Raw genomic sequence first — 21,098 nt, forward strand, 5'->3', positions numbered from 1 at the left:
TCGCTGGCGCTCCTCGCACCTCAACCACCGGAAGGCTCGTCGCTGGCGCTCCTCGCACCTCAACCACCGGACCAGGAGATCAGGCCTGGGTCGCGACCCGGTCCTCCAGCAGCGAGGCGGACACGTCGCCGGTGACGCCGCGGGAGGCCGCGGCCCGGCCGACGACGAAGACGTAGGCGAGGAAGACCACCTCGGCGAGCACGCCGATCGCGATCCGGGCCCACGTCGGCAGTGGCGAGGGCGTCACGAAGCCCTCGATGATGCCGCTGACGAACAGGCACACCGCCAGCCCGAGGGCGACGGTGACCGACGTACGCCCGGCCCGGGCGAGCGACTGCGCACGGGACAGCTGCCCGGGCTCGACCCACGACCAGAACAGCCGCAGGCCCACGCCGCCCGCCACGAAGACACAGGTGAGCTCGAGCAGGCCGTGCGGGAGGATCAGCCCCCAGAACAGCTCGCCGCGGTCGTGGCGGATCATGATCGAGCCGACGATCGCGAGGTTCGCGACGTTCTGGAACAGCAGGTAGAGCACCGGCAGCCCGAGGATCCCGAGCGCGATGCACAACGCACTCACCCAGGCGTTGTTGACCCACACGTGGGTCGCGAACGCACCGGCCGCGTTCTCGCTGTAGTAGCTCTCGAAGTCGCTGTTGACCAGCTGGTCGACCTCCTGCGGCGAGAGCAGGTTCTGCTCCACCTGCGGGTGCTGGCCGAGCCAGATCATCATCACCGCGGTGACCACCACGTTGCCCGCCAGGCAGCCCAGCCACCACCAGCGCAGGTGGTAGAGCGCCGCCGGGAACCTCTCGGTGAAGAACCCCGCGAACCCCCGCCAGCTCGGCACCCGCGAGGCCAGCATCGCGATCCGCGCCCGCCCCAGCAGCGAGGACAGGTGGGCCACCAGCTCGCCGTCGGGCGCCGAGGTGCGTACGACGGACAGGTGGGTCGCGACCTGCTGGTAGCGATCCACCAGCTCGTCGGCCTCCGCGCCCGTGCGGTGGCGCTGGCGCACCAGCTGGTCCAGGCGCGTCCAGGACCCCGCGTGGGTGGCGACGTACGCGTCGAGGTCGATGCGGGGCATGGGGACAACCTAGGTGGTGATCGGCGGCCGACGGGTCGAACCACGTATATACTCGATGTATGTCCGTCATCACCCGACTCTTCCTCTCCAACCGGACCCAGGCCGTACGCCTCCCGAAGGCCGTCGCCTTCGACGAGTCCGTCTCCGAGGTCGAGATCGACGTGGTCGGCGACACTCGGGTGATCCGACCCGCAGGCTCCCGGGTCGACGCCTTCTGGGACAGCGAGCTGCGGATCAGCGACGACTTCGGTCGCGAGCAGCCGGCCGTCCCGCAGGAGCGGGTCTGGGCATGATCCCGCGCCATCGCCACCTGATCGACACCGATGTCGCCATCGAACTGCTGCGCAAGCGCGATCTCCCGCTGCGCGAGCGATGGAGGGCCGCAGGTCCGGTGGCTGCGTCCGCCGTCTCGTTGTTCGAGCTTCGCTTCGGCGCCGCCCGCAGCACCGAGGCGGCCCGCAACGCCCTAGCGGTCGACGAGCTCGCGGCGGCGGTCGACTTCCTCGAATTCGACGCCGACGCCGCCGCCCATGCCGGCGACATCCGTGCCGACCTCGCCCGACGCGGCACTCCGATCGGCGCCTACGACGTGATGATCGCCGGGCATGCCCGATCGCGGGGCCTGATCGTGGTGACCCGCAACGAGCGCGAGTTCCACCGTGTCGAAGGTCTGCGCGTCGAGCGATGGTGAGGAGGGCGTGTCCTAGGCTCTGTGCATGACGGCGTCCGACTTCGCCACCGTCACCGCCGACGACCTGGTCACCGGCGAGGGCGTGGCGCTCGACCTCCCGGCCGCGTCGCTCGGCCTGCGGATGGCGAGCGGGCTGATCGACGTGCTGGTGACGGTCGTGACCCTGATCCTGCTCTACATCCTGCTGCTGGTCGGTGCGTCGGTCGCCCACGACGAGGCGCTGCTCGGCGCGGGGATCGTGCTCACGTCGGTCGTCACGTTCCTGGTGATCCCGACAGCGCTGGAGACGCTGACCCGCGGCCGCTCCGTGGGCAAGCTGGCACTCGGGCTGCGCACGGTCCGCGACGACGGCGGGCCGATCAGCTTCCAGCACGCGCTGGTGCGCGCACTCATCGGGTTCGTCGAGATCTACGCGTTCTCCGGGGCTCCCGCTTTCTTCTCGATCATGCTCAGCACCCGTGGGAAGCGGCTGGGGGACTACGCCGCCGGCACGTACGTCGTGCGCGAGCGGGTCCCGCTGCGGCTGGCACCACCGCCGCCGATGCCGCCGCAGCTCGCGGCCTGGGCCCGGAGGACGGATCTCGCGGCGCTGCCGACCGGGACCGCGCTGGCCGTGCGCCAGTTCCTCGGCCGGCTCCCCACGCTCGACCCGGTCTCCCGCGACCGCGTCGGGCGAGCACTGCTTGCCGACGTGTCGCCGTACGTCGCCCCTCCCCCGCCTCCCGGAGCACCGCCCGAGCTGGTGCTGATGGCGGTGGTTGCCGAGCGCCGCGAGCGTGACCTGGCCCGGCTGCGGCGCGACGACCGGCTGCGTCGGCGACTGCTGACCGAGGAGGGGTGACGCCGAGGTCCGCTGGGTAGGTTGGGCGGCATGACGCAGGTCAACGAGTCCCGCACCCGGCGTACTCCCGCCGACCCGAGCACCCCGCTCACGGTCGACGAGCTCGGCGCCGCGACCGAGGCGATCAGCAAGGTGTCCGACGCCTTCTCGAGCCGGGTCGTCGGCCAGCACCGGGTCCGTACGGCGCTCCTGGTCACCCTGCTCTCCGAGGGCCACGTGCTGCTCGAGAGCGTGCCCGGGCTGGCGAAGACGCTGGCCGCCTCGACGCTGGCCCAGGCGGTCAGCGCCCGGTTCGCCCGCATCCAGTGCACCCCCGACCTGCTGCCCAGCGACATCATCGGCACGCAGGTCTACGACCCGCGCCGGCACGAGTTCGAGACCCAGCTCGGCCCCGTACACGCCAACTTCGTGCTCCTCGACGAGATCAACCGGGCGAGCGCGAAGACGCAGTCGGCGCTGCTCGAGGCGATGCAGGAGCGGCAGACGTCGATCGCCGGGACCATCCACCCGCTGCCCGACCCGTTCATGGTGCTGGCCACGCAGAACCCGATCGAGGAGGAGGGCACCTACGTCCTCCCCCACGCCCAGATGGACCGGTTCCTGCTCAAGGAGATCGTCGACTACCCCACCGAGGACGACGAGCTGATGGTCCTCGAGCGGATCGACGACGGCACCCTGGGCCAGCACATGACCGACGTCGCCGCCGTGGTCACACCGCAGGAGGTCGCGCAGCTGCAGGAGCTGGTGCGGCGGGTGTACGTCGACCCGGCGATCCGCCGCTACATCACCGCCGTGGTGCGGGCGACCCGCGACGTCACCGGCCTGCTCGGCCCCGAGCTCGGCAACTACGTCGAGATCGGGGCGAGCCCGCGCGGCTCGATCGCGTTCTTCCAGGCAGCCCGGGCGATGGCGGTCGTCCAGGGCCGCCACTACGTCATCCCGGAGGACGTGCGCGAGCTGCGCCACAGCGTGCTGCGCCACCGCCTCCACCTCAGCTTCGAGGCGCTCGCCGACCGGGTCCGCCCGGAGACGGTCATCGACGCCGTCTTCCGCGCGGTGCCGACCCCGTGAGGAAGCAGTGACGGCCCACCTGACGCGGATCAAGTCGCGGCTGGCCATCCATGCCCACCGCAAGGTCTGGGGCCTGCTCGAGGGCGAGTACGCCGCGGTCCACGTCGGGCGCGGCATCGACTTCAACGACCTGCGCGAGTACGTCCGCGGCGACGACGTGAAGGACATCGACTGGAAGGCGTCGGCCCGCAGCCGGCAGCTCCTGGTCAAGAGGTACGTCGCCGAGCGCAAGCACACCGTGCTGCTGTGCGTCTCCACCGGGCGCAGCATGGCGGCGCTCAACGACGCCGCGGTCGCCAAGCGCGAGCTCGCCGTCCTGGTGAGCGGCGTGCTCGGCTATCTCGCCGTCCAGCACGGCGACCTGGTCGCGCTGGTCCACGGTGACGAGCGGCGCCGTCACGTCGAGCGTCCGGGCGCCGGCGAGCTCCACCTGGAGCGGCTGCTGGGCACCGTCCACGACGCGATCACGCCCGACGGGCCCCACGGCGACCTGCCCGGCCTGCTGCGCCACGTCGTGCGCACCATCCGCCGGCGCACCATCCTCGTCGTCGTCACCGACGACGTGACCCTCTCCGACGAGTCCACGATGCTGCTGCGCCGGCTGACCGCGCAGCACGAGGTGCTGTTCCTGACCGTCGGCGACCTCGATCCGACCCGGCGCGAGGTGGCAGGCCGGCGGCTCGTCGACATCGACGCCGACGCCGAGGTCCCGGGCTGGCTGCGTCGCGACGCCCGGCTGCGCGCGGAGTTCGCCGCCCTCGTCGACGAGGAGGGACAGCGGATGCGGCGGCGCCTCGACCAGCTCGGCATCGCCCACGAGCTCGTCCGCGACCACGACACCGCGATCACCGCCGTCTTCCGGCTCCTCGAGAGGCACCGCCATGCGCGCCGGCGTTGAGGTGCTCGCCGTGGACCTGCCCGAGGAGTTCACCGGACCGGTCGGGTACGCCGACCGGTGGGTGTGGATCGCCGTCGGGCTCGCCGTCGCGCTGGTCGTCTACTACGTGCTCGCGTGGTGGCTCACCCGCGCGCCCCGACGCCCCGCCCTGGCCCGCCCTGGCGTCGCCCTGCCCGACGTGCGCCAGCAGCACCTCGCCCGGATCGACCGGATCGAGGCCGAGGTCGTCGCGGGCAGGATCACGGCGCGCGACGGCCACCAGCAGCTCAGCGAGGTGGTCCGCGACTACGTCGCCGCAGTCACCACGCTGCCCGCCCGGACCATGGCGCTGGCCGACTTCCGCGGCCGGGCGCCGGTGGCGCTGGTCGAGGTGCTCGAGCTGGTCTACCCGCCCGAGTTCGCGCCCGACGACGCCATCGCCCACGACCTCTTCGAGACCGCCGTCGACCGCGCCCGCGGACTGGTGGCGACCTGGAGCCCGACCCGGAGCGCGGCCTGATGTGGGACAGCGACACCACCGGCTTCCGCTGGCCGTGGCTGGCGCTGGCGCTGGGTGCCCTGGTGCTGCTGCTGCTCGTGCTGTGGCTGCGCCCGTGGCGGCGACCGAGCCGCGCCGGTGCGTCGTACGTCGCCCATGCCGCGCGGCTGCAGTCCCTGCCTCGCTTCCACGCGCTCGTACGACGCCAGGTGGCCTTCGGAGCCTGCCTGACCCTGGCCGCCCTGGTGGCGTGCACGGGTGCGGTGGTGCTGGCCGGGCGGCTGCAGCAGCGCCAGACGATGAGCCAGGAGGACCGAACCCGCGACATCGTGCTGTGCCTGGACGCGTCCGGGTCGATGGCGGAGGTCGACACCGAGGTGCTGCGCGAGTTCCGCACGATCATCTCCGGGCTCCGCGGCGAGCGGATCGGGCTGACGATCTGGAGCGGGGCCGCGATCACGGTGTTCCCGCTGACCGACGACTACACGTTCGTGCTCGAGCAGCTCAACGCGGCCGAGAAGGCGTTCGCGTCCGGTGACGTCTACAGCGACGAGTACGCCGTCTTCACCGCCGGCACCGTCCTCGACTGGGACATCCAGTCGCAGATGGGCGACGGACTGGCGTCGTGCGTGCAGCGCTTCGACCGCAACGACGAGGACCGCAGCCGCGCGGTCGTGCTGGCCTCGGACAACGAGCCGATCGGCGCCGGCATCTTCAGCGTGCCGGACGCGGCGGCGTACGCACGCGAGAAGAAGGTCGTCGTCCACGGCATCGCGGCGCCGGCGACGGCCGAGCGGCCCGATGCGGTCCAGCAGTTCGAGACCGCGGTGACCAGCACCGGCGGCACCTTCTCGATGCTCGGCGCCGACGGCAGCGCCAAGGCGGTCATCGACGCGATCGCCGCCCTGGACGCGAAGCCGATCAAGCGCCCGCCCCTGGTGCAGGTGCTCGACCGCCCGCACCTCGGCACCGTCATCGTCGGGGTCGGCCTCGCCGGGCTGGTGGTGCTGTGGGCGGTCCAGGGCGTGCTGGTGCTGCGCGACCGGAGCGCCGGGGGCGGTGAGCGCCGATGAGCGCCACCACGTCGACCGCGCTCGTGCTCGCCCGCCGGATCGGGATCGTGCTGCTCTTCGTGGTCATCCTGCTGCGCCCGGGCTTCGGACGCGCCGAGGTCCCGACCCAGCTCTCCGACGTCGACGTGATCGTCGTGATCGACCGCACCCGGTCGATGGCGGCGCTCGACTACGAGGGCAAGCTGCCCCGCATCACCGGCGCCAAGGCCGACCTCACCGCGCTCGCCGAGGCCCTGCCCGGCGCCCGGTTCGGGATGCTCGCCTTCGGCACCGACGCCCGCGTCGTGCTTCCGCTCACCTCCGACAGCGCGGCTTTCGGCGCCGCCGTCGAGACGCTCTACCTCGAGAAGCCCAAGGACGGCATCGGCTCGCGCGCCGACCGGCCGGTGCCGGAGCTGAAGGACCTGCTCGAGCGGTCGGCCGAGCAGGCGCCCCAGCGGCGCCGGATCGTGGTGTTCGTGGGCGACGGCGAGGACACGACGAGTGAGGGCACCGACGAGTCGTACGCCGACGTGGCCGACGAGATCGCCGGTGGTGCCGTCCTCGGCTACGGCACCACGCAGGGCGCCCCGATGCCGGAGGACGACGACCTCACCGGCGACCTCGGCTTCGTCCAGGACTCCACGACCGGCGACACCGCCCAGTCCCACGCCGACCTCGACAACCTCGAGAAGGTCGCCGACGAGCTCGGCGTCCCGTTCGAGCACCGCACCCGCCCGGGCGGCCTCGACGACCTCGCGCGGTCTTTCAAGGCGTCGTACTCCGACGGCTCCGGCGGACACGACCGTCCCGCCAAGCACGACCTGACCTGGCTGGCCGGGGTCCTGCTGCTCGCGCTGCTGCTGCTCGAGCTGCACGCCGGCTGGCGCGCGGTCTGGGCGTCGCGACACGTGCTGGCCCCGCGGAAGGGAGCGCTGCGATGACGAACCCACGCCGTCGGCTGCGGCTGGTGCTGTTGCTGGCCGGGCTGGTGCCGGTGCTGCTGGTCGCGGCGTACGCGCTCAAGGTGACGCTGATGCTGCAGGCCAACGGGTCGGGCCGCGACGCGTTCGACCGTGGCGACCTCGACGGCGCGGCCTCCGGCTTCGCCGGCACCCGGAAGCTGAACTGGTTCGAGTCGTGGGTCGCGGCCTTCGACGAGGGCACGGCCGAGCACGCCCAGGGCAAGTACGCCGAGGCGATCGCCGCCTACCAGGCAGCGCTGGAGGACGTGCCGCACCGCGAGGAGTGCACCGTGCGGATCAACCTGGCGCTGGCCCACGAGGCCGTCGGCGACGCCGCCGCCGAGTCCGGGGCGAGCGAGGACGCGCGGAAGGCGTACCAGGCCGGCATCGACGTCCTGGCCGCCGGCAAGTGCCCCCAGGACTCCGGGCGTGGCAAGGAGCAGAGCGCCGACGCCGGCGCGGTCGACGAGCGACTGCGGCAGAAGCTGGATCAGAGCCAGCAACAGGAGCCGCAGGACCCCCAGGGCCAGCAGCCGCCCCAGGAGCAGCCGCCCGGCGACCCCGGTGAGTCCGACCCGCGCCGCGACCGGCTGCAGGAGCAGAACGACCGCGGCGCCGACCAGCGCCACGAGGACCAGGACCTCTACGACGACGAGGACTACACCAAGCCCGACGCGTGGTGAGGCCGCCCGCGGCTGAGGAACGAAGCCGCGGTCAGCGGCCGAAGGTCGAGGAGCGCCGGCGAGCTCGCGCCGCGGAGCAAGCGAGGTCGTGGCGCGTCTCGAGACCAGGTGAGGTGCTGCCGGCACTGTGCATCGACAGTTGCGACAGCAACTCGCCTGGTCTCGTGACGGTCGCTGCGCGACCTCCTCGACCTTCGGTCAGCGCCGGCGACGCCGCCTCAGCAACGCGATCGCGACCAGCACGGCGAGGACCGCACCGATCTGCTTGCCGTAGGTCTTGAGCAGGATCGGCAGCACCGCCGAACCGAGGTCGAGGGCGTCGTCCTCGGCCGGACGTGGTGCGGCACCCCATGCGTTCTGGCTGTGTCTCGGCGCATCCGACGACGAATTCGCATGGGGTGCGGTGGGTGCCGCGGCCGCCGGCTCGGGATGGTTCCCGGCGGCCGCGGTGTCGGTGGGTTCCTCAGCCGCCGGAGCGGCTGCCGTGGGCGGCGCCGCCTCGGCCGCGAGGCGCTGCTCGAGGCAGGACACGAACTGGCCGAGCAGCTTGTCGGAGACGTCCTGCATCACGCCGCGCCCGAACTGGGCCGGCTTGCCGGTGATGGCGAGGTCGGTGACGACGTCGACCTGGGTGGCCTCGCCGGAGCCGGCGGCCATGGTCACCGTGACGGTGGCGCCCGCCGTACCGTTGCCGCGCTTGTCGCGGCCCTTCGCCTCCACGACGAACCGGTGCCCGTCCTCGTCGCGCTCGACGAACTTGCCGGATCCGGCGTACACCAGCGCGATCGGGCCGAGCTTGACCTTGCAGGTCCCCTCGAAGGTCGGTGCCCCGTCGTCGTCGGTGCCGACGGAGGTGACCTGGGCGCCCGGGAAGCACTCGGCGAGGGCGCCGATGTCCTGGAAGTGCGCCCAGGTCGCGTCGAGAGACGTGGGGACGCTGAAGGAGTGGCTGAGGTCCAAGGTCAGCCCCTCCCGGCTGCGGCGAGGACGGCCCGTCGGGTGAGCACGGTCGCGAGGTGGCGGCGGTAGTCGGCGTCGCCGTTGAGGTCGCTCGGCGGGTTGGTGCCCTCGGCGGCGAGCGCGGCCGCGGCGGCGACGCCCTCCTCGGTCGCGGGTACGCCGGCCAGCGCGGCCTCCGCGGCGCGGGCCCGCACGGGCGTGGAGCCCATGTTGGTCAGGCCGATCCGTGCCTCCGCGATCGTGTCGCCCTCCATCCGCACCGTCGCCGCGACCGCGACGATCGGCCACTGGTGGGCGATCCGCACGAACTTCTCGTACGCCGCGCCCCAGCCGTCGTGCTTCGGCACCCGGACCTCGGTCAGGATCTCGTCGTCGGAGATCGCCGTCTCGAAGAGGTCGACGAAGAAGTCGTCGGCCGCGATCTCGCGAGTGCCACCGGGCCCCTGGACCACGAAGGTGGATCCCAGCGCCAACGCCGGCGCGCCGAGGTCGCCGGCCGGGTCGGCGTGGGCGAGAGCGCCGCCGAAGGTCCCGCGGTGCCGCACCTGCGCGTCGGCGAGGTGCGTGATCGCCTTGCTGACCAGCAGGGCGTGCTCGTGCACGAGCGGGTCCTGGCCGACGTCGTGGTGGGTGGTCATCGCGCCGATCGCGAGGTGGTCTCCCCCGTCGCGGATGCCGCGCAGCGACGCGATCCGGCCGAGGTCGATCACCCACTCCGGCGCGTTGAGGCGCATCCGGAGCACGGGCAGCAGGCTCTGCCCGCCGGCGATGATCTTGGCGTCGTCGCCGTGCTCGGCGAGCGCGGCCAGGGCCTCCTCGACCGAGGCCGGGGCGACGTACTCGAAGGCTGCGGGGATCACTGGGCTGCTCCTTCCGACTCGTCGAAGTGGGGTGCGGCGGCCTCGGTCGTCTCTCCCCCGGACCCACCGCCGTTGATCGCTCGCCAGACGCGTTCCGGCGTGCAGGGCATCGCGACGTCGTGGACGCCGTAGGGGCGCAGCGCGTCGACGACCGCGTTCACCACCGCCGGGGTGGACGCGATCGTGCCGGCCTCGCCCACCCCCTTGGTGCCGAGCGAGTTGGTCGTCGCCGGCGAGGTGGTGTGGTCGAGCTCGAAGCTGATCGTGTCGGCCGCGGTGGGCAGCAGGTAGTCGACGAACGACCCGGTCACCAGGGTGCCGTTGTCGTCGTAGACCGCCTCCTCCCACAGCGCCTGGGCGATGCCCTGGACCAGTCCGCCGTGGACCTGGCCGGACACGATGAGCGGGTTGATGACGTTGCCGATGTCGTCGCAGCAGGCGTACTTGCGCAGCTGGACCTGCCCCGTCTCGGTGTCGATCTCCACCGCACACAGGTGGGTCCCGTGCGGGTAGTTGAAGTTGACGGGGTCGTACGTCGCCTCGGAGTCGATCGACGCCTCGACACCGTCGGGGAGGTTGTGCGCGGCGAAGACGGCGGTCGCGATCTCGGTGATCGCCATCCCCTGGTCGGTCCCGCGGACGGTGAACCGGCCGTCGCTGAACTCGAGGTCGTCGGCGGAGGCCTCGAGCAGGTGGGCCGCGACGGGCCGCGCCTTCTCGATCACCTTGTCGACCGCCCGCACCAGGGCCTCGCCGCCGACGACCAGGCTGCGGGACCCGTAGGTGTCCAGGCCCTTGTGGGAGATCTGGGTGTCGCCGTGCAGGACCTCGACGTCCTCGAACGGTACGCCGAGCCGGTCGGCCACGATCTGGCTGAACGCCGTCTCGTGACCCTGCCCGTGGGCGGACGCCCCGGTCACGACCTCGACCTTGCCGGTCGCGAGCATCCGGACCTCGGCGTGCTCCCAGCCGCCGGCGCCGTAGTTGAGGCTGCCGAGCACCCGGGACGGGGCGAGGCCGCACATCTCGGTGAAGGTCGAGACGCCGAGCCCGAGCTGGACCCGGTCGCCGCGGGCGCGGCGCTCGGCCTGCTCGGCGCGCAGCTCGTCGTAGCCGAACATCTCCTTGGCGCGCGCGGTGGCGGCCTCGTAGTTGCCGGAGTCGTACTCGAGCCCGGCCACCGTGGTGAACGGGAACTCCTCGTGCTTGATCCAGTTCATCTCCCGGACCTCGAGCGGGTCCTTGCCGAGCTCGTTGGCGAGCTCGTCCATCAGCCGCTCGATCGCGAACGTGGCCTCGGGCCGGCCGGCGCCGCGGTAGGCGTCGGTCCAGGTCTTGTTGGTGAGGACGTTGGTGGTCTGGAACTGGTAGGCCGGGAACTTGTAGATCGCGTTGAACATGAACGCGCCGAGCACCGGTACGCCGCCGCCGACGATGGCGACGTAGGCACCCAGGTCGGCGAGCAGGTCGACCTTGAGGCCGGTGACGTGGCCGTCCTTCGTGGCGGCGAGCGTGAGCCGCTGCCACTGGTCGCGGCCGTGGTGGGCGGTGAGCAGGGACTCGCTGCGGGTCTCGGTGAACTTCACCGGCTTGCCGAGCTTGCGGGCCACCGCGAAGGCGATCATCTCCTCCGGCGTCTGCTGCAGCTTGCCGCCGAAGCCGCCGCCCACGTCGGGCGCGATCACCCGGATCTTCGACTCGGGCACGCCGGTCGTGGCCGCGATCGCGAAGCGCAGGATGTGGGGCACCTGGGTCGCCGACCAGACGGTGATCTGCTCGCCGGTCGGGTCGACGACGACGCTGCGCGGCTCCATGAACGCGGGGATCAGCCGCTGCTGGCGGTACTCCCGCTCGATCACGATCCCGTTCTCGCGAGCCTCGGCGATGGCCTGCTCGACGTCGCCGCCGGTGCCGGCCTCGGCCGAGTCGAAGCGCCACACGGCGCTCACGTTGGTGCCGAGGTCGGGATGCGCGAGCACCCCGCCGTCGGTGTGGGCCGCGGCCGACTCCTTGAGGTCGAGCGCGGCCGGGAGCTCCTCGTAGTCGACCTCGACCAGCTCGGCGGCGTCCCGGGCCTCGGCGGCGCTGCGGGCGACCACGACGGCCACCGTCTCTCCGGCGAAGGCGACCCGGTCGGTCGGCATCGGCAGGTGGGCCGGCGTCACCTGGTCGGGTACGACGGGCCACGCGTTGATGCACGCCCCCTGGCCCTCGCCGAGGTCGGCGCCGGTGAGCACGGCGACCACGTTGGGGCTCGCCTTCGCCTCGGCCGTCTCGATCGAGGTGATCCGGGCGTGCGGGAACGGGCTGCGCACCATCGCGAGGTGCAGCATGCCCGGCAGCGTGATGTTGTCGGTCCAGCGGGTGCGGCCGGTGATGAGGCGCTGGTCCTCCTTGCGGCGGCGGTCGCGGCCGATCTCGCCCTGGGTGGGCTCCTGGGTGGCGGTCATGCCTTCGCCTCGCTCCCGCTCGACGCGCTCGTCGTGCCGGCGGCGTGCTGCACCGCCCGGACGATGTTGTGGTAGCCGGTGCAGCGGCACAGGTTGCCCTCGAGGCCGAGGCGGATCGCCTCCTCCGACGGGCTGGGGTTCTCCGCCAGCAGGTCGACGGTCTGCATGATCATGCCGGGCGTGCAGAACCCGCACTGCAGGCCATGGCACTCGCGGAAGGCCTCCTGCACCGGGTGCAGCGTGCCGTCGTCGCCGGCCAGCCCCTCGATCGTGGTGACCGTGGCCCCGTCGGCCTGGACGGCCAGCACGTTGCAGGACTTCACGCTCCTGCCGTCGAGGTGGACCGTGCAGGCGCCGCAGTTGCTGGTGTCGCAACCGACCACGGTGCCGGTCTTGCCGAGCTTCTCGCGCAGGTACTGCACGAGGAGGAGGCGGGGTTCGACGTCGTCGGCCACCTGCTGGCCGTCGACGGTGAGGCTGATCCGGGTCATGACTCTCCCTTGAGCGTGCGGGACCTGTGACCCGGCTCACGCTAGGGAGGGGTGGTTGGTGCCGGGTTGGTGGCGGGCGGTCGTCGTACCGAAGGGTGTCGATGCTCGGGCCTAGCCTGCCGACATGAACCGCACGGACCGTCTCTACGCCCTGGTCGAGGAGCTGCGCGCCGCCGGCCCGCGCGGGCGGACGGCCACCCAGCTCGCCGCGCACTTCGAGGTCAGCGTGCGCACGATCGAGCGCGACCTGAGCGCGATCGGCCAGGCCGGCGTACCGATCGCGACCAGGCAGGGACGCACGGGTGGCTACAGCCTGGACCCGTCGATGACGCTGCCGCCGCTCAACTTCACCCCGCGCGAGGCGACGGCGGTCGCGGTGGCGCTGAGCAGCAGCGCGCACGTCCTGTTCGCGCGCGACGCCCGCTCGGCGCTGCAGAAGATCGTCGCAGCGATGCCGCGCGCGGCCCTCGACGAGGCGCGCACCGCCGCGGCCAAGGTGCGCCTGGTCGTCCCCGTCGGCGCCGCGCCCGACGCCGACGTCGCCGAGACCATCTGGCAGGCCGTACGCCGCAACCAGGTGCTGCGGATCGGGTACGTCGACGTCGACCAGGTCGAGTCCGATCGCGACGTCGAGCCGCAGCACGTGGTGGTGGGGCCGCGCGGGTCGTACCTCACCGCGTGGTGCCGGCTGCGCGAGGACGACCGGGTGTTCCGGATGGACCGGATCACCCGCGCCGAGCGGATCGCCGCGCTCCCCCGCGGCCCGCGCCGCCCGATCGAGCCCGAGGTTCCCGGGCAGCTCATCGCCCGTCCGGAGACCGCGCTGCGTGCGGAGAAGATTCTCGCGATGGCCACGGAAACACCGACATAGGGCTGTCGCGAACCGCTGCGAGCGTGGTCAGCACCCACCCATCCACGGAGGAGACACCGATGAGCGAGACCGCAGCAGCACCCACCCCCGGCACCGTCCCTTGGTTCGAGGTCGCGACCGACGACCCGGCCGCCGCCGAGCGCTTCTACGGCGGCCTGTTCGCCTGGACGTTCAGCGCCGACGAGGCCTCCCGGGCCGGGGGGCTCGACTACCGGCTGGTCACGGGTCCGGCGGGAGGCGCCCCGATCGGCGGGCTGTTCGGCACGGCCGGCCGGTTCCCGCCGCACGCCGTGTTCAGCGTGATGGTCGCCGACGTCGCCGCCACCTGCCGCGCGGCCGAGGAGCTCGGCGGGACCGTGGTCAGCCAGCACCTCGACGTCGGTCCGGGCGTTCCGGCGTTCGCCTACCTGCGCGACCCGGCCGGGCAGCAGATCAGCGTCTTCTCCCCCGCCGCCCCCTGAGGACGGCGAAGGGCCCGACCGCACGCGGCGGTCGGGCCCTTCTCGTCCCCGGTCAGCCCAGGTCGACGATGGCGGCCACGGGGCCGCCACCCTCCGGGCCCTGGTGGGCGGCGGAGACCGAGACGAAGACAGCAGGGTCCCCGGTCACGGCAGCGGTGACGCCACCGACGCACGACTTGATCTGGCGGTGCCAGTGCACGTCGGAGTCGTCGAGCATGGCGTTGCGGCGACCACGGACCTCACCGTTCTGGGACGCCTCGCACTTGAGGAAGACGTTGACCAGGCGACCCTGCAGGTCGGAGGAGTGCGGGCGCTCGGGCAGGTCGAGGCCGGCGTCCTTGATGGCGTTCCAGATGCCGTCCTGGTCGAGGGCGTCGTTCATCACCGAGTGGCCGATGCGGTAGCGGCCGCCGACGCCGGTCGCGTTGCCGACGACGACGATCTGGGCGACGTCGAGCTCGACGCCCGAGGAGCAGGAGGCCACCGAGGAGTAGAGGTCGCGGTTGTTCATGACGTCGGCGTCGGTCGGCATCTCGATCTCGCCGAGGGCGACGGCGATACCGAGGCCGGTGACGCCGTTGGACAGGTCCATCGACTCGTGGGTGTGCTCGGTCCAGACCTCCTTGCCGCGGCTGTGCGCGTCACGGATGGTGTGGATGGTGAGCAGCGGCGTCTTGGTCTGCACGTAGTGCACGTCGGCCGGGTCGGTGATGCCGGCGCGCTCCATGGCGACCTTCACGCCCGCGGCGACCTTCTCGATCATCGCGACGTACCCGATCTCCTCGGGCAGGATCGGCTCGCTCATCGCGAAGCCGACGGTGAGGCGCTGCTCCTCGCGGCTGGGGTCGTCCTCGGCGACGTCGACGGTCGCGAAGATGGTGGCGTGGGGGCTGATCACACCGTCGGTGCCGCCCGACCACACGATCGGGACCTGCTTGACCTGGTCGACCGGCGCGCCCTTGTCGACGAGCACCTCGCGGAAGGCACGGTCGGCGATGATCCGGGTGTAGTCGTTCACCCCGCCGTTGCCCTCGGTCTTGCCGATGATCGCGATGACGCGGTCGGCCTTGAAGACGCCGTCGTCGATGAGCTTGGCCAGCTCGGACGCGTCGGCGACGGAGTGGATCGGGACCTTGCGGACCTCGATGGCAGAAGGCATGGTCGGGTTCCTTTCGGGGTTCTTCAGTTGGGGGTGACGATGGTTCCGGCGCGCCCCTCGGCGGCCGCGAGGATGCTGCCGAGGTCGGTGATGACGCCGCGGCGGCCCGAGCTGGCGACGAAGCGGCAGACCGCGTCGACCTTGGGGCCCATGGAGCCGCCGGCGAAGTGGCCGTCGGCGGCGTACTTCCGCATCTGGTCGAGGGTGACCTGACCGATGTCGGCGGCGTCGGGGGTGCCGAAGCCGAGCACGGCGTGCGCGACGTCGGTGGCGATGACGAGGAGGTCGACCTCGATCGCCTGGGCGAGCAGCGCGGCGCCCAGGTCCTTGTCGATGACGGCCTCGACGCCGGCCAGGCTGCCGTCGGCGTTGCGGACCGTCGGGATGCCGCCACCGCCGTTGGCGATGACGACGAAGCCGGCGTCGACCAGCGCGACGGCGGCCGGGGCGTCGAGGACCTCGAGCGGCTCGGGCGAGGCCACGACGCGGCGCCAGCCGCGCTCGCCGCGGTCCTCCCAGGTCTCGCCGTGCTCGATCATGGTGCGTGCCTCGTCGGCCGGGAGGTAGCGGCCGACCGGCTTGCTCGGCGCCGCGAACGCCGGGTCGGCGGCGTCGACGCGGGTGCGGGTGACCAGGGCCGCGGTGGGCCGGGTGAGGCCGCGGGCGGCGAGTGCGCCGTCGAGCGCGTTCATCAAGATGTCGCCGAGGGTGCCCTGGGTCTGGGCACCGCACCAGTCGAGCGGGACGGGAGGTACGACGGTCGCGGCCAGCTCGTTCTTCACGAGCAGGTTGCCGACCTGCGGCCCGTTCCCGTGGGTGATGACGACGTCGACACCGGCCGCGACCAGGTCGGCCACGGCCTCCATCGCCTCGGTCGCGGCCGCGATCTGGTCCTCCGGACGGGCCTTCCCGTCGGGGGACGTCATCGCGTTGCCGCCGAGTGCCAGCAGGATCCTCATGCAGCGAACCTAGTGAGCCGGATCACCGTCGTTCATCGTGAGGAACAGCCAACTCGGGCGGCGAAGGCTGGCAACACCTGCCAGCGGTTCTCACGCGCCGGGATCGGCCGCGAGCTCCCGGGCCAGCACCTCGGCGACCGAGGCCGGGGTGCGGCCGAGCAGGGCGGCCAGCGGTACGCCGCCGGTGGGCAAGCCGTGGTCGTCGTAGTAGTCGAACATCGCCTGCAGCCACGGGTGCACGTCGTCGGCGGCGGGGACCCGGCGGGCGGGGACGCCCGCGGCGGCGGCCACGTCGGCGACCGAGACCAGGGCGGGGCCGCCGAGCTCGTAGGTCGCACCGACGTGCGCGTCGCCGGTGAGCACGACCGCGGTCGCGGCGGCGACGTCGTGCAGGTCGACCATCCCGAACGGGGTGTCGACGGAGTAGGGCACCTCGAGGGCGCCGGAGCGCAGGGCGGGCAGCAGGTTCTGCACGTAGGCGCAGGGCTGGAGGATCGTCCAGGCCAGGCCGGAGCGGCGGACCAGGTCCTCCGAGACGGCCTTGCCGAGGTGGTGCGGCATGGCGGGGACGTAGGGCGAGGCCACCGAGTGGTAGCCCACCCGCCCGACGCCGGCCTCGGTGGCGGCGGCGAGCACGGCTGCGACGTACGCCGGCTCGTCGGGGTGCAGGTTGGGGGCGATCACGTGCACGGCGTCGGCACCGGCCAGGGCGGCCGGCAGGTCGCCGAACGCGGCCCGGCCCAGGGCGCGTGTCGCCACGCCCGCCTGGGCCAGGGCCGCGCCGACGGCGCGACCGGTCTTGCCGGATCCCCCGAGGATCGCGACCTTCATCGTCTGCTCCTGCGTTTCCTCAGAGCACGTCCACCGCGGCGGCGGTGGCACCACCGGCGAGTGCGCCATAGCCGGGGCCGCGGTCGAAGAACGCGTCGTCGGCCGCGGGCACCGGGCGGGAGGCCCGCTCGGCGGCGGTCGCGTCGGCGTTGTACCCGAGGGTGTCGTCGTCGAGCGAGCCGGTGAGGACCACGCCGTAGTCGGCGAGCGCGGCCTCCGGGGAGACCTTGCGCCACACGACGTCGCGCACGACCAGCGCCGGGTCGCGGTCGGCCGGGTTGCCCCAGCCGCCACCGCCGGTGGTGCGGATCCGGATGACCTCACCGGTCACGACGGGCTCGGAGTCGGCGAGGGCGTCGACCTCGCGCTCGTTGGGGCCGCCCGGGTCGATGGTGACCTGGAACGGCTTGCCGGCCTTGCCGCCCTTGACGCCCCAGCAGGCGAGGATCGAGCGGTCGGCGATGGACATGAAGTTGGCGTCCTTGAGCATCCGGATGTGCTTCTCGTAGCCCAGGCCGCCGCGGAACTGGCCGGCGCCGCCGGAGTCCATGGCGAGCCCGAGCGACTCGACCACGAACGGGAAGCGCGACTCGGTGAACTCCGTGGGGAGGTTCCGCGAGTCCGGTACGACGTGGATGGTGTCCTCGCCGTCGGCGTAGTAGCGACCGCCGGAGCCGCCGCCGAGCACCTCGCGCATGAGGTACGAGCGGCCGTCGAGGTCCTCGCCGTACACACCGGTGTAGCGGATCGTCTCCTGGTCGGCCGGCATCTTGCCGTCGACCGCCTTGGCGATCACGCCGGCGAGCACGCCGAGCAGGCGCAGGATGACGAACGTGCGGGCGTTCGTCGGCGCCGGGAAGACCGGCGTGAGCAGGGTGCCCGGGGGCGGGAACCGCATCTCGATCAGCGGCACCACGCCCTCGTTGACGTCGAGCTCGGCCATCCGCTCCGGGGTGTCGGCGAGGTTGCGCAGGATCGGCGCGAGCCACTTCTTGAGGAAGACACCGTCGGAGTAGTCGCCGCAGTGGTTGATCGGGCCCTTGGCCTGCGGCCCGGTGCCGTCGAAGTCGAGGATCAGCCGCTCGCCCTCGGGGTCGTCGGCCGCGGTGCGGGTCAGCGTGATCCGCTGCGTGTGCAGCTGCGGCTCGTCGACGCCGTCGTGCTCGGCGTAGTCCTCCCAGGTCCAGCTGCCGACGGGGATCTTGGAGAGGATCTCGCGGCGGTAGGTCTCGGTGGAGCGGTCGATGACGGCGTCGAAGCAGGCCTCGACGGTCTCGATGCCGTAGCGGTCGAAGAGCTCGCCCAGGCGCCGCGCGCCCATCAGGCAGGCCGAGCACTCGGCGTCGAGGTCGGCGGCCAGGGACTCGGGCATCCGCGAGTTGCGGGTCATGATCCGCAGCGCCGCCTTGTTGGGCACGCCGGCGTCCCACAGCTTGATCGGGGGCACGGCGAGGCCCTCCTCGAACACGCTGGTGGCGTGCGAGGGCATCGAGCCGGGCACCGCGCCGCCGATGTCGTCGTGGTGGCCGAAGGCCTGGATGAAGCCGACGACACGGCGCTCCCCCTCGGCCCCGGCGAACACCGGGACGGTGACGCACAGGTCGGGGAGGTGGCCGATCCCGCCCTCGGACAGGTAGACGTCGTTGTGGAAGAAGACGTCACCCTCCTTCATCTCCTCGATCGGGAAGTCCCGGGCGACGGGGTGCACGAGCGCGGAGTACGAGCGGCCGGTCAGCTTGCGCAGCAGGCGGTCGTGGATGCCGGCACGGAAGTCGTGCGCGTCGCGGATCATCGGGCTGCGCGAGGTCCGCGCGATGGCGGTCTCGACCTCGTGCTCGACGGCGGCGAGCGAGCCCTGGACGATCTCGACGAGCACCGGGTCGGCGCTGCGGCCGGCGTCGGCGGTCAGGGTGCCGAACGGGAACTGCGTGGGTGCGCGGCGCGAGCCGGTGTGGGCGTCATGCGCGTGGTCGGCAGGTGCGGTGCCGTTGTGGATGGTCTGGCAGCTCAGGCACATGTCAGCTCTCCTCCGAGCGCGTCACGATGATGTTGGCGTAGTCGTCGACCCGGGCGGTGAAGCCGGGGTGGATGGGCACGGTGGAGCCGAACTCCTCGATGATCACCGGGCCGGTGAGCACCTGCCCGGCGGGCAGGTCGGTGCGCCAGAAGACCGGCGTCTCGACGTACCCCGCCTCGGCGTCGAAGCAGATCGAGCGCGAGCCGGTCTGCTGCGGCTGCGGCTTCGCGCCGTCGGCGCGCAGGATCTCGGGCCGCTTGATCGGGCCGACGCCGGAGACGCGCAGGTTGACGACCTCGACCTGCTGGGACGCGTCGCCGGAGAAGTCGTAGCCGTAGAGCACCCGGTGCTCGGCGTGGAAGCGCTCGGCCACCGTGGCCAGCGTCTCGGGGGTGATCGGCCCGTCCGGTACGCCGACGCGCACCTCGAACGCCTGGCCGAAGTAGCGCACGTCCGCGGTCCGCACGAAGACGTGGTCGGCCTCCGCGAAGCCCTCCTTGCTCAGCGCCTCGGCGGCGCGGGCGGTGAGGACGTCGTACTCCTGCTGCAGGTCGGCCGGGTCCAGGTTCTCCTGGAGCGCGACGTGGGTCTGCACGTAGTCGTTCTTGACGTCGACGGTGAGCAGGCCGAAGGCCGAGACGTTGCCCGGGTTCGGCGGGACCAGCACGGTCGGGACGTTGAGGATGTCCATCAGCCGGCACAGCAGCAGGGAGCCCGAGCCACCGAAGGTGGTGAGGGTGAAGTCGCGGACGTCGAGGCCGCGCTTGACGGTGACCTGGCGCAGCGCGTTGGCCTGGTTCCACGCGGAGATCTCGAGGATGCCGGTGGCGCAGGCCTCGGCGGAGATGCCGAGCTTGCCGGCGAGCTGCTGGATCGCGGCGCTGGCGGCGTCGACGTCGAGCGGGATCTCGCCACCGAGCAGGTGGGGAGGGATCCGGCCGAGGAAGACGTGCGCGTCGGTGATGGTGACCTCGGACCCGCCCTTGCGGTAGCAGATCGGGCCCGGGTCGGCGCCGGCCGAGTGGGGGCCGACCTTGAGGGTGCCCTCGGGCGAGAGCCAGGCGATCGAGCCGCCGCCCGCGCCGACGGTGACGACGTCGATCATCGGGATCTTGGACGGGTACACGCCCACGCTGCCCTCGGTGGTCAGCGTCGGGTCGCCGTCGATGACGACGGAGACGTCGGTCGACGTACCGCCGCCGTCGGAGGTGAGCACCTTGTCGAAGCCCGCGACCTTGGCGATCAGCGCGGCGCCGAGCGCGCCGGCCGCGGGGCCGGAGAGCACGGTGGTGATCGGCTGGTGCACGACCTCGTCGGCCGAGAGCACGCCGCCGTTGGACTTCATCACGTAGAACGGGATGGTCCGGCCGCTCTGGGTGGCGAGCCGGTCCTTGATGTTGTTGACGTAGCGGCTCAGCTTCGGCTTGACCGCGGCGTCGACCAGGGTGGTCATCGAGCGCTCGTACTCGCGGTACTCGCGCAGCACCTCGCTGGAGATGGAGACGACGGCGTCCGGGTGCTCCTCGGCGATGATCTCGCGCATCCGCTCCTCGTGCGCCGGGTTGGCGTACGCGTGCAGGAAGCAGACACCCAGGGTGTCGATGCCCTTCGCCTTGAACCAGCGGGCCACCGTGCGGGCGCCGTCCTCGTCGAACGGTCGGATCTCCGCGCCGGTGAAGTCGAGCCGGCCACCGACGCCCTTGACCAGGTCGCGCGGCACGATCCGGTCCGGCTTCACCCAGAAGTAGGAGTTGCCGTAGCCGTCCGGCACGGACTGGCGGGCGATCTCGAGCATCGCCTCGTAGCCCTCGGTGGTGATGAACCCGAGCGCGTCCACCTTGCCCTCGAGCAGCTGGTTGGTCGCGACCGTGGTGCCGTGGCTGACGGCGACGACGTCGCCGAACTCCGCCCCCGCGATGCCCAGCACCTTGTCGATGCCCGCCAGGAACCCGTCGGCCGGGTTCCCCGGCGTGCTCGGGGTCTTGGTCGTGACGACCTCACCGCTGTCCTCGTCGAAGGCCACGACGTCGGTGAACGTGCCGCCGGTGTCGATGCCGATCCTGATCCGCCTCGCTGTCATGACTCACATTCAAGTGAGCCACGTCGCGCTGCACGACGGCATCATCTGCCGATGGATCGGCCGGTCGTGGGCAGATGTTGCCCCGCCGTCGTTGCTCGGCCGGGTGGGAGTTTCACCGGTCGACCGGTGAAACTCCCATCCGGGACGACAAAACTGGCGCCTGGACGAGGAAGCTTCCTCGTCCAAGCGCCAGTTT

Annotated in this window: 21 protein-coding genes; 11 read left to right on the top strand and 10 right to left on the bottom strand. The window is 72.1% G+C overall.

Features of this window, described 5'->3' with window-relative positions; all coding sequences use genetic code 11:
• Positions 1 to 79: 79 nt before the first annotated feature.
• Positions 80 to 1,084 carry a stage II sporulation protein M gene (locus FBY23_RS21490; protein WP_260806144.1) on the bottom strand — a complete coding sequence of 335 codons (1,005 nt, stop codon included), beginning with the start codon at positions 1,082 to 1,084 and terminating at the stop codon, positions 80 to 82.
• 59 nt (positions 1,085 to 1,143) lie between these two features.
• Here FBY23_RS21490 and vapB point away from each other — a divergent pair, with 59 nt between their 5' ends.
• The 9 genes from vapB to FBY23_RS21535 are packed head-to-tail and all read left to right on the top strand — an operon-like array spanning position 1,144 to position 7,763.
• Complete coding sequence (gene vapB, locus FBY23_RS21495) at positions 1,144 to 1,377, top strand: type II toxin-antitoxin system VapB family antitoxin (RefSeq protein ID WP_141800000.1); 234 nt, start codon at positions 1,144 to 1,146, stop codon at positions 1,375 to 1,377.
• Complete coding sequence (locus tag FBY23_RS21500) at positions 1,374 to 1,775, top strand: PIN domain-containing protein (protein WP_141800001.1); 402 nt, start codon at positions 1,374 to 1,376, stop codon at positions 1,773 to 1,775. The genes vapB and FBY23_RS21500 overlap by 4 nt, the downstream gene beginning before the upstream one ends.
• Before the next feature lie 25 nt (positions 1,776 to 1,800).
• Positions 1,801 to 2,616 (top strand): RDD family protein, encoded by an 816-nt coding sequence (locus tag FBY23_RS21505; protein ID WP_141800002.1) that lies wholly within the window; start codon positions 1,801 to 1,803, stop codon positions 2,614 to 2,616.
• Between the two features lie 30 nt (positions 2,617 to 2,646).
• Positions 2,647 to 3,687: a MoxR family ATPase gene (locus tag FBY23_RS21510; RefSeq protein ID WP_141800003.1), complete on the top strand. Its 1,041-nt coding sequence runs from the start codon at positions 2,647 to 2,649 to the stop codon at positions 3,685 to 3,687.
• Positions 3,688 to 3,694: 7 nt separating this feature from the next.
• Positions 3,695 to 4,585, top strand: a complete 891-nt coding sequence (locus FBY23_RS21515) for a DUF58 domain-containing protein (protein WP_141800004.1) — start codon at positions 3,695 to 3,697, stop codon at positions 4,583 to 4,585.
• Positions 4,569 to 5,084 (top strand): hypothetical protein, encoded by a 516-nt coding sequence (locus FBY23_RS21520; protein WP_141800005.1) that lies wholly within the window; start codon positions 4,569 to 4,571, stop codon positions 5,082 to 5,084. Before FBY23_RS21515 ends, FBY23_RS21520 begins: the two co-directional genes overlap by 17 nt.
• Positions 5,084 to 6,136, top strand: coding sequence for a VWA domain-containing protein (locus FBY23_RS21525; RefSeq protein WP_141800006.1), 1,053 nt, complete (start codon positions 5,084 to 5,086; stop codon positions 6,134 to 6,136). Before FBY23_RS21520 ends, FBY23_RS21525 begins: the two co-directional genes overlap by 1 nt.
• Entirely contained in the window at positions 6,133 to 7,059 is a 927-nt protein-coding gene (locus tag FBY23_RS21530; RefSeq protein ID WP_141800007.1) for a VWA domain-containing protein, read from the top strand. Before FBY23_RS21525 ends, FBY23_RS21530 begins: the two co-directional genes overlap by 4 nt.
• Positions 7,056 to 7,763 (top strand): hypothetical protein, encoded by a 708-nt coding sequence (locus tag FBY23_RS21535; RefSeq protein WP_141800008.1) that lies wholly within the window; start codon positions 7,056 to 7,058, stop codon positions 7,761 to 7,763. The genes FBY23_RS21530 and FBY23_RS21535 overlap by 4 nt, the downstream gene beginning before the upstream one ends.
• A gap of 198 nt (positions 7,764 to 7,961) precedes the next feature.
• Here FBY23_RS21535 and FBY23_RS21540 read toward each other — a convergent pair whose 3' ends face one another.
• The 4 genes from FBY23_RS21540 to FBY23_RS21555 are packed head-to-tail and all read right to left on the bottom strand — an operon-like array spanning position 7,962 to position 12,524.
• Complete coding sequence (locus FBY23_RS21540; protein WP_141800009.1) at positions 7,962 to 8,723, bottom strand: SRPBCC family protein; 762 nt, start codon at positions 8,721 to 8,723, stop codon at positions 7,962 to 7,964.
• 2 nt (positions 8,724 to 8,725) lie between these two features.
• Entirely contained in the window at positions 8,726 to 9,583 is an 858-nt protein-coding gene (locus tag FBY23_RS21545; RefSeq protein ID WP_141800010.1) for a xanthine dehydrogenase family protein subunit M, read from the bottom strand.
• Entirely contained in the window at positions 9,580 to 12,033 is a 2,454-nt protein-coding gene (locus tag FBY23_RS21550) for a xanthine dehydrogenase family protein molybdopterin-binding subunit (protein WP_141800011.1), read from the bottom strand. Before FBY23_RS21550 ends, FBY23_RS21545 begins: the two co-directional genes overlap by 4 nt.
• Complete coding sequence (locus FBY23_RS21555) at positions 12,030 to 12,524, bottom strand: (2Fe-2S)-binding protein (protein WP_141800012.1); 495 nt, start codon at positions 12,522 to 12,524, stop codon at positions 12,030 to 12,032. The genes FBY23_RS21550 and FBY23_RS21555 overlap by 4 nt, the downstream gene beginning before the upstream one ends.
• A 124-nt stretch (positions 12,525 to 12,648) precedes the next feature.
• Here FBY23_RS21555 and FBY23_RS21560 point away from each other — a divergent pair, with 124 nt between their 5' ends.
• Together FBY23_RS21560 and FBY23_RS21565 are read left to right on the top strand one after the other, a co-directional pair.
• Positions 12,649 to 13,395: a YafY family protein gene (locus FBY23_RS21560; protein WP_141800013.1), complete on the top strand. Its 747-nt coding sequence runs from the start codon at positions 12,649 to 12,651 to the stop codon at positions 13,393 to 13,395.
• Between the two features lie 59 nt (positions 13,396 to 13,454).
• Entirely contained in the window at positions 13,455 to 13,856 is a 402-nt protein-coding gene (locus FBY23_RS21565; RefSeq protein WP_141800014.1) for a VOC family protein, read from the top strand.
• Between the two features lie 52 nt (positions 13,857 to 13,908).
• Here FBY23_RS21565 and FBY23_RS21570 read toward each other — a convergent pair whose 3' ends face one another.
• The 5 genes from FBY23_RS21570 to FBY23_RS21590 form a co-directional block, all read right to left on the bottom strand.
• A complete protein-coding gene (locus FBY23_RS21570) occupies positions 13,909 to 15,015 on the bottom strand; it encodes a ring-opening amidohydrolase (protein WP_141800015.1) in 1,107 nt (368 codons plus the stop codon).
• Positions 15,016 to 15,038: 23 nt separating this feature from the next.
• Positions 15,039 to 15,974, bottom strand: a complete 936-nt coding sequence (locus FBY23_RS21575; protein ID WP_141800016.1) for a carbamate kinase — start codon at positions 15,972 to 15,974, stop codon at positions 15,039 to 15,041.
• A gap of 90 nt (positions 15,975 to 16,064) precedes the next feature.
• Positions 16,065 to 16,805: an SDR family oxidoreductase gene (locus FBY23_RS21580; protein WP_141800017.1), complete on the bottom strand. Its 741-nt coding sequence runs from the start codon at positions 16,803 to 16,805 to the stop codon at positions 16,065 to 16,067.
• A 19-nt stretch (positions 16,806 to 16,824) separates the two neighbouring features.
• On the bottom strand, positions 16,825 to 18,822 hold the full coding sequence (locus FBY23_RS21585; protein ID WP_141800018.1) for a hydantoinase B/oxoprolinase family protein: 1,998 nt from the start codon (positions 18,820 to 18,822) through the stop codon (positions 16,825 to 16,827).
• A 1-nt stretch (position 18,823) separates the two neighbouring features.
• Positions 18,824 to 20,902 carry a hydantoinase/oxoprolinase family protein gene (locus FBY23_RS21590; RefSeq protein WP_141800019.1) on the bottom strand — a complete coding sequence of 693 codons (2,079 nt, stop codon included), beginning with the start codon at positions 20,900 to 20,902 and terminating at the stop codon, positions 18,824 to 18,826.
• Positions 20,903 to 21,098: the final 196 nt, after the last annotated feature.

The organism is Nocardioides sp. SLBN-35, assembly GCF_006715725.1.
Lineage (GTDB): Bacteria > Actinomycetota > Actinomycetes > Propionibacteriales > Nocardioidaceae > Nocardioides.

Bases quoted from the DNA above. Each gene is read 5' to 3' on its own strand.
- FBY23_RS21490 (WP_260806144.1), bottom strand. From the start codon at position 1,084: ATGCCCCGCATCGACCTCGACGCGTACGTCGCCACCCACGCGGGGTCC.
- vapB (WP_141800000.1), top strand. From the start codon at position 1,144: ATGTCCGTCATCACCCGACTCTTCCTCTCCAACCGGACCCAGGCCGTA.
- FBY23_RS21500 (WP_141800001.1), top strand. From the start codon at position 1,374: ATGATCCCGCGCCATCGCCACCTGATCGACACCGATGTCGCCATCGAA.
- FBY23_RS21505 (WP_141800002.1), top strand. From the start codon at position 1,801: ATGACGGCGTCCGACTTCGCCACCGTCACCGCCGACGACCTGGTCACC.
- FBY23_RS21510 (WP_141800003.1), top strand. From the start codon at position 2,647: ATGACGCAGGTCAACGAGTCCCGCACCCGGCGTACTCCCGCCGACCCG.
- FBY23_RS21520 (WP_141800005.1), top strand. From the start codon at position 4,569: ATGCGCGCCGGCGTTGAGGTGCTCGCCGTGGACCTGCCCGAGGAGTTC.
- FBY23_RS21525 (WP_141800006.1), top strand. From the start codon at position 5,084: ATGTGGGACAGCGACACCACCGGCTTCCGCTGGCCGTGGCTGGCGCTG.
- FBY23_RS21530 (WP_141800007.1), top strand. From the start codon at position 6,133: ATGAGCGCCACCACGTCGACCGCGCTCGTGCTCGCCCGCCGGATCGGG.
- FBY23_RS21535 (WP_141800008.1), top strand. From the start codon at position 7,056: ATGACGAACCCACGCCGTCGGCTGCGGCTGGTGCTGTTGCTGGCCGGG.
- FBY23_RS21550 (WP_141800011.1), bottom strand. From the start codon at position 12,033: ATGACCGCCACCCAGGAGCCCACCCAGGGCGAGATCGGCCGCGACCGC.
- FBY23_RS21555 (WP_141800012.1), bottom strand. From the start codon at position 12,524: ATGACCCGGATCAGCCTCACCGTCGACGGCCAGCAGGTGGCCGACGAC.
- FBY23_RS21560 (WP_141800013.1), top strand. From the start codon at position 12,649: ATGAACCGCACGGACCGTCTCTACGCCCTGGTCGAGGAGCTGCGCGCC.
- FBY23_RS21565 (WP_141800014.1), top strand. From the start codon at position 13,455: ATGAGCGAGACCGCAGCAGCACCCACCCCCGGCACCGTCCCTTGGTTC.
- FBY23_RS21570 (WP_141800015.1), bottom strand. From the start codon at position 15,015: ATGCCTTCTGCCATCGAGGTCCGCAAGGTCCCGATCCACTCCGTCGCC.
- FBY23_RS21575 (WP_141800016.1), bottom strand. From the start codon at position 15,974: ATGAGGATCCTGCTGGCACTCGGCGGCAACGCGATGACGTCCCCCGAC.
- FBY23_RS21580 (WP_141800017.1), bottom strand. From the start codon at position 16,805: ATGAAGGTCGCGATCCTCGGGGGATCCGGCAAGACCGGTCGCGCCGTC.
- FBY23_RS21585 (WP_141800018.1), bottom strand. From the start codon at position 18,822: ATGTGCCTGAGCTGCCAGACCATCCACAACGGCACCGCACCTGCCGAC.
- FBY23_RS21590 (WP_141800019.1), bottom strand. From the start codon at position 20,902: ATGACAGCGAGGCGGATCAGGATCGGCATCGACACCGGCGGCACGTTC.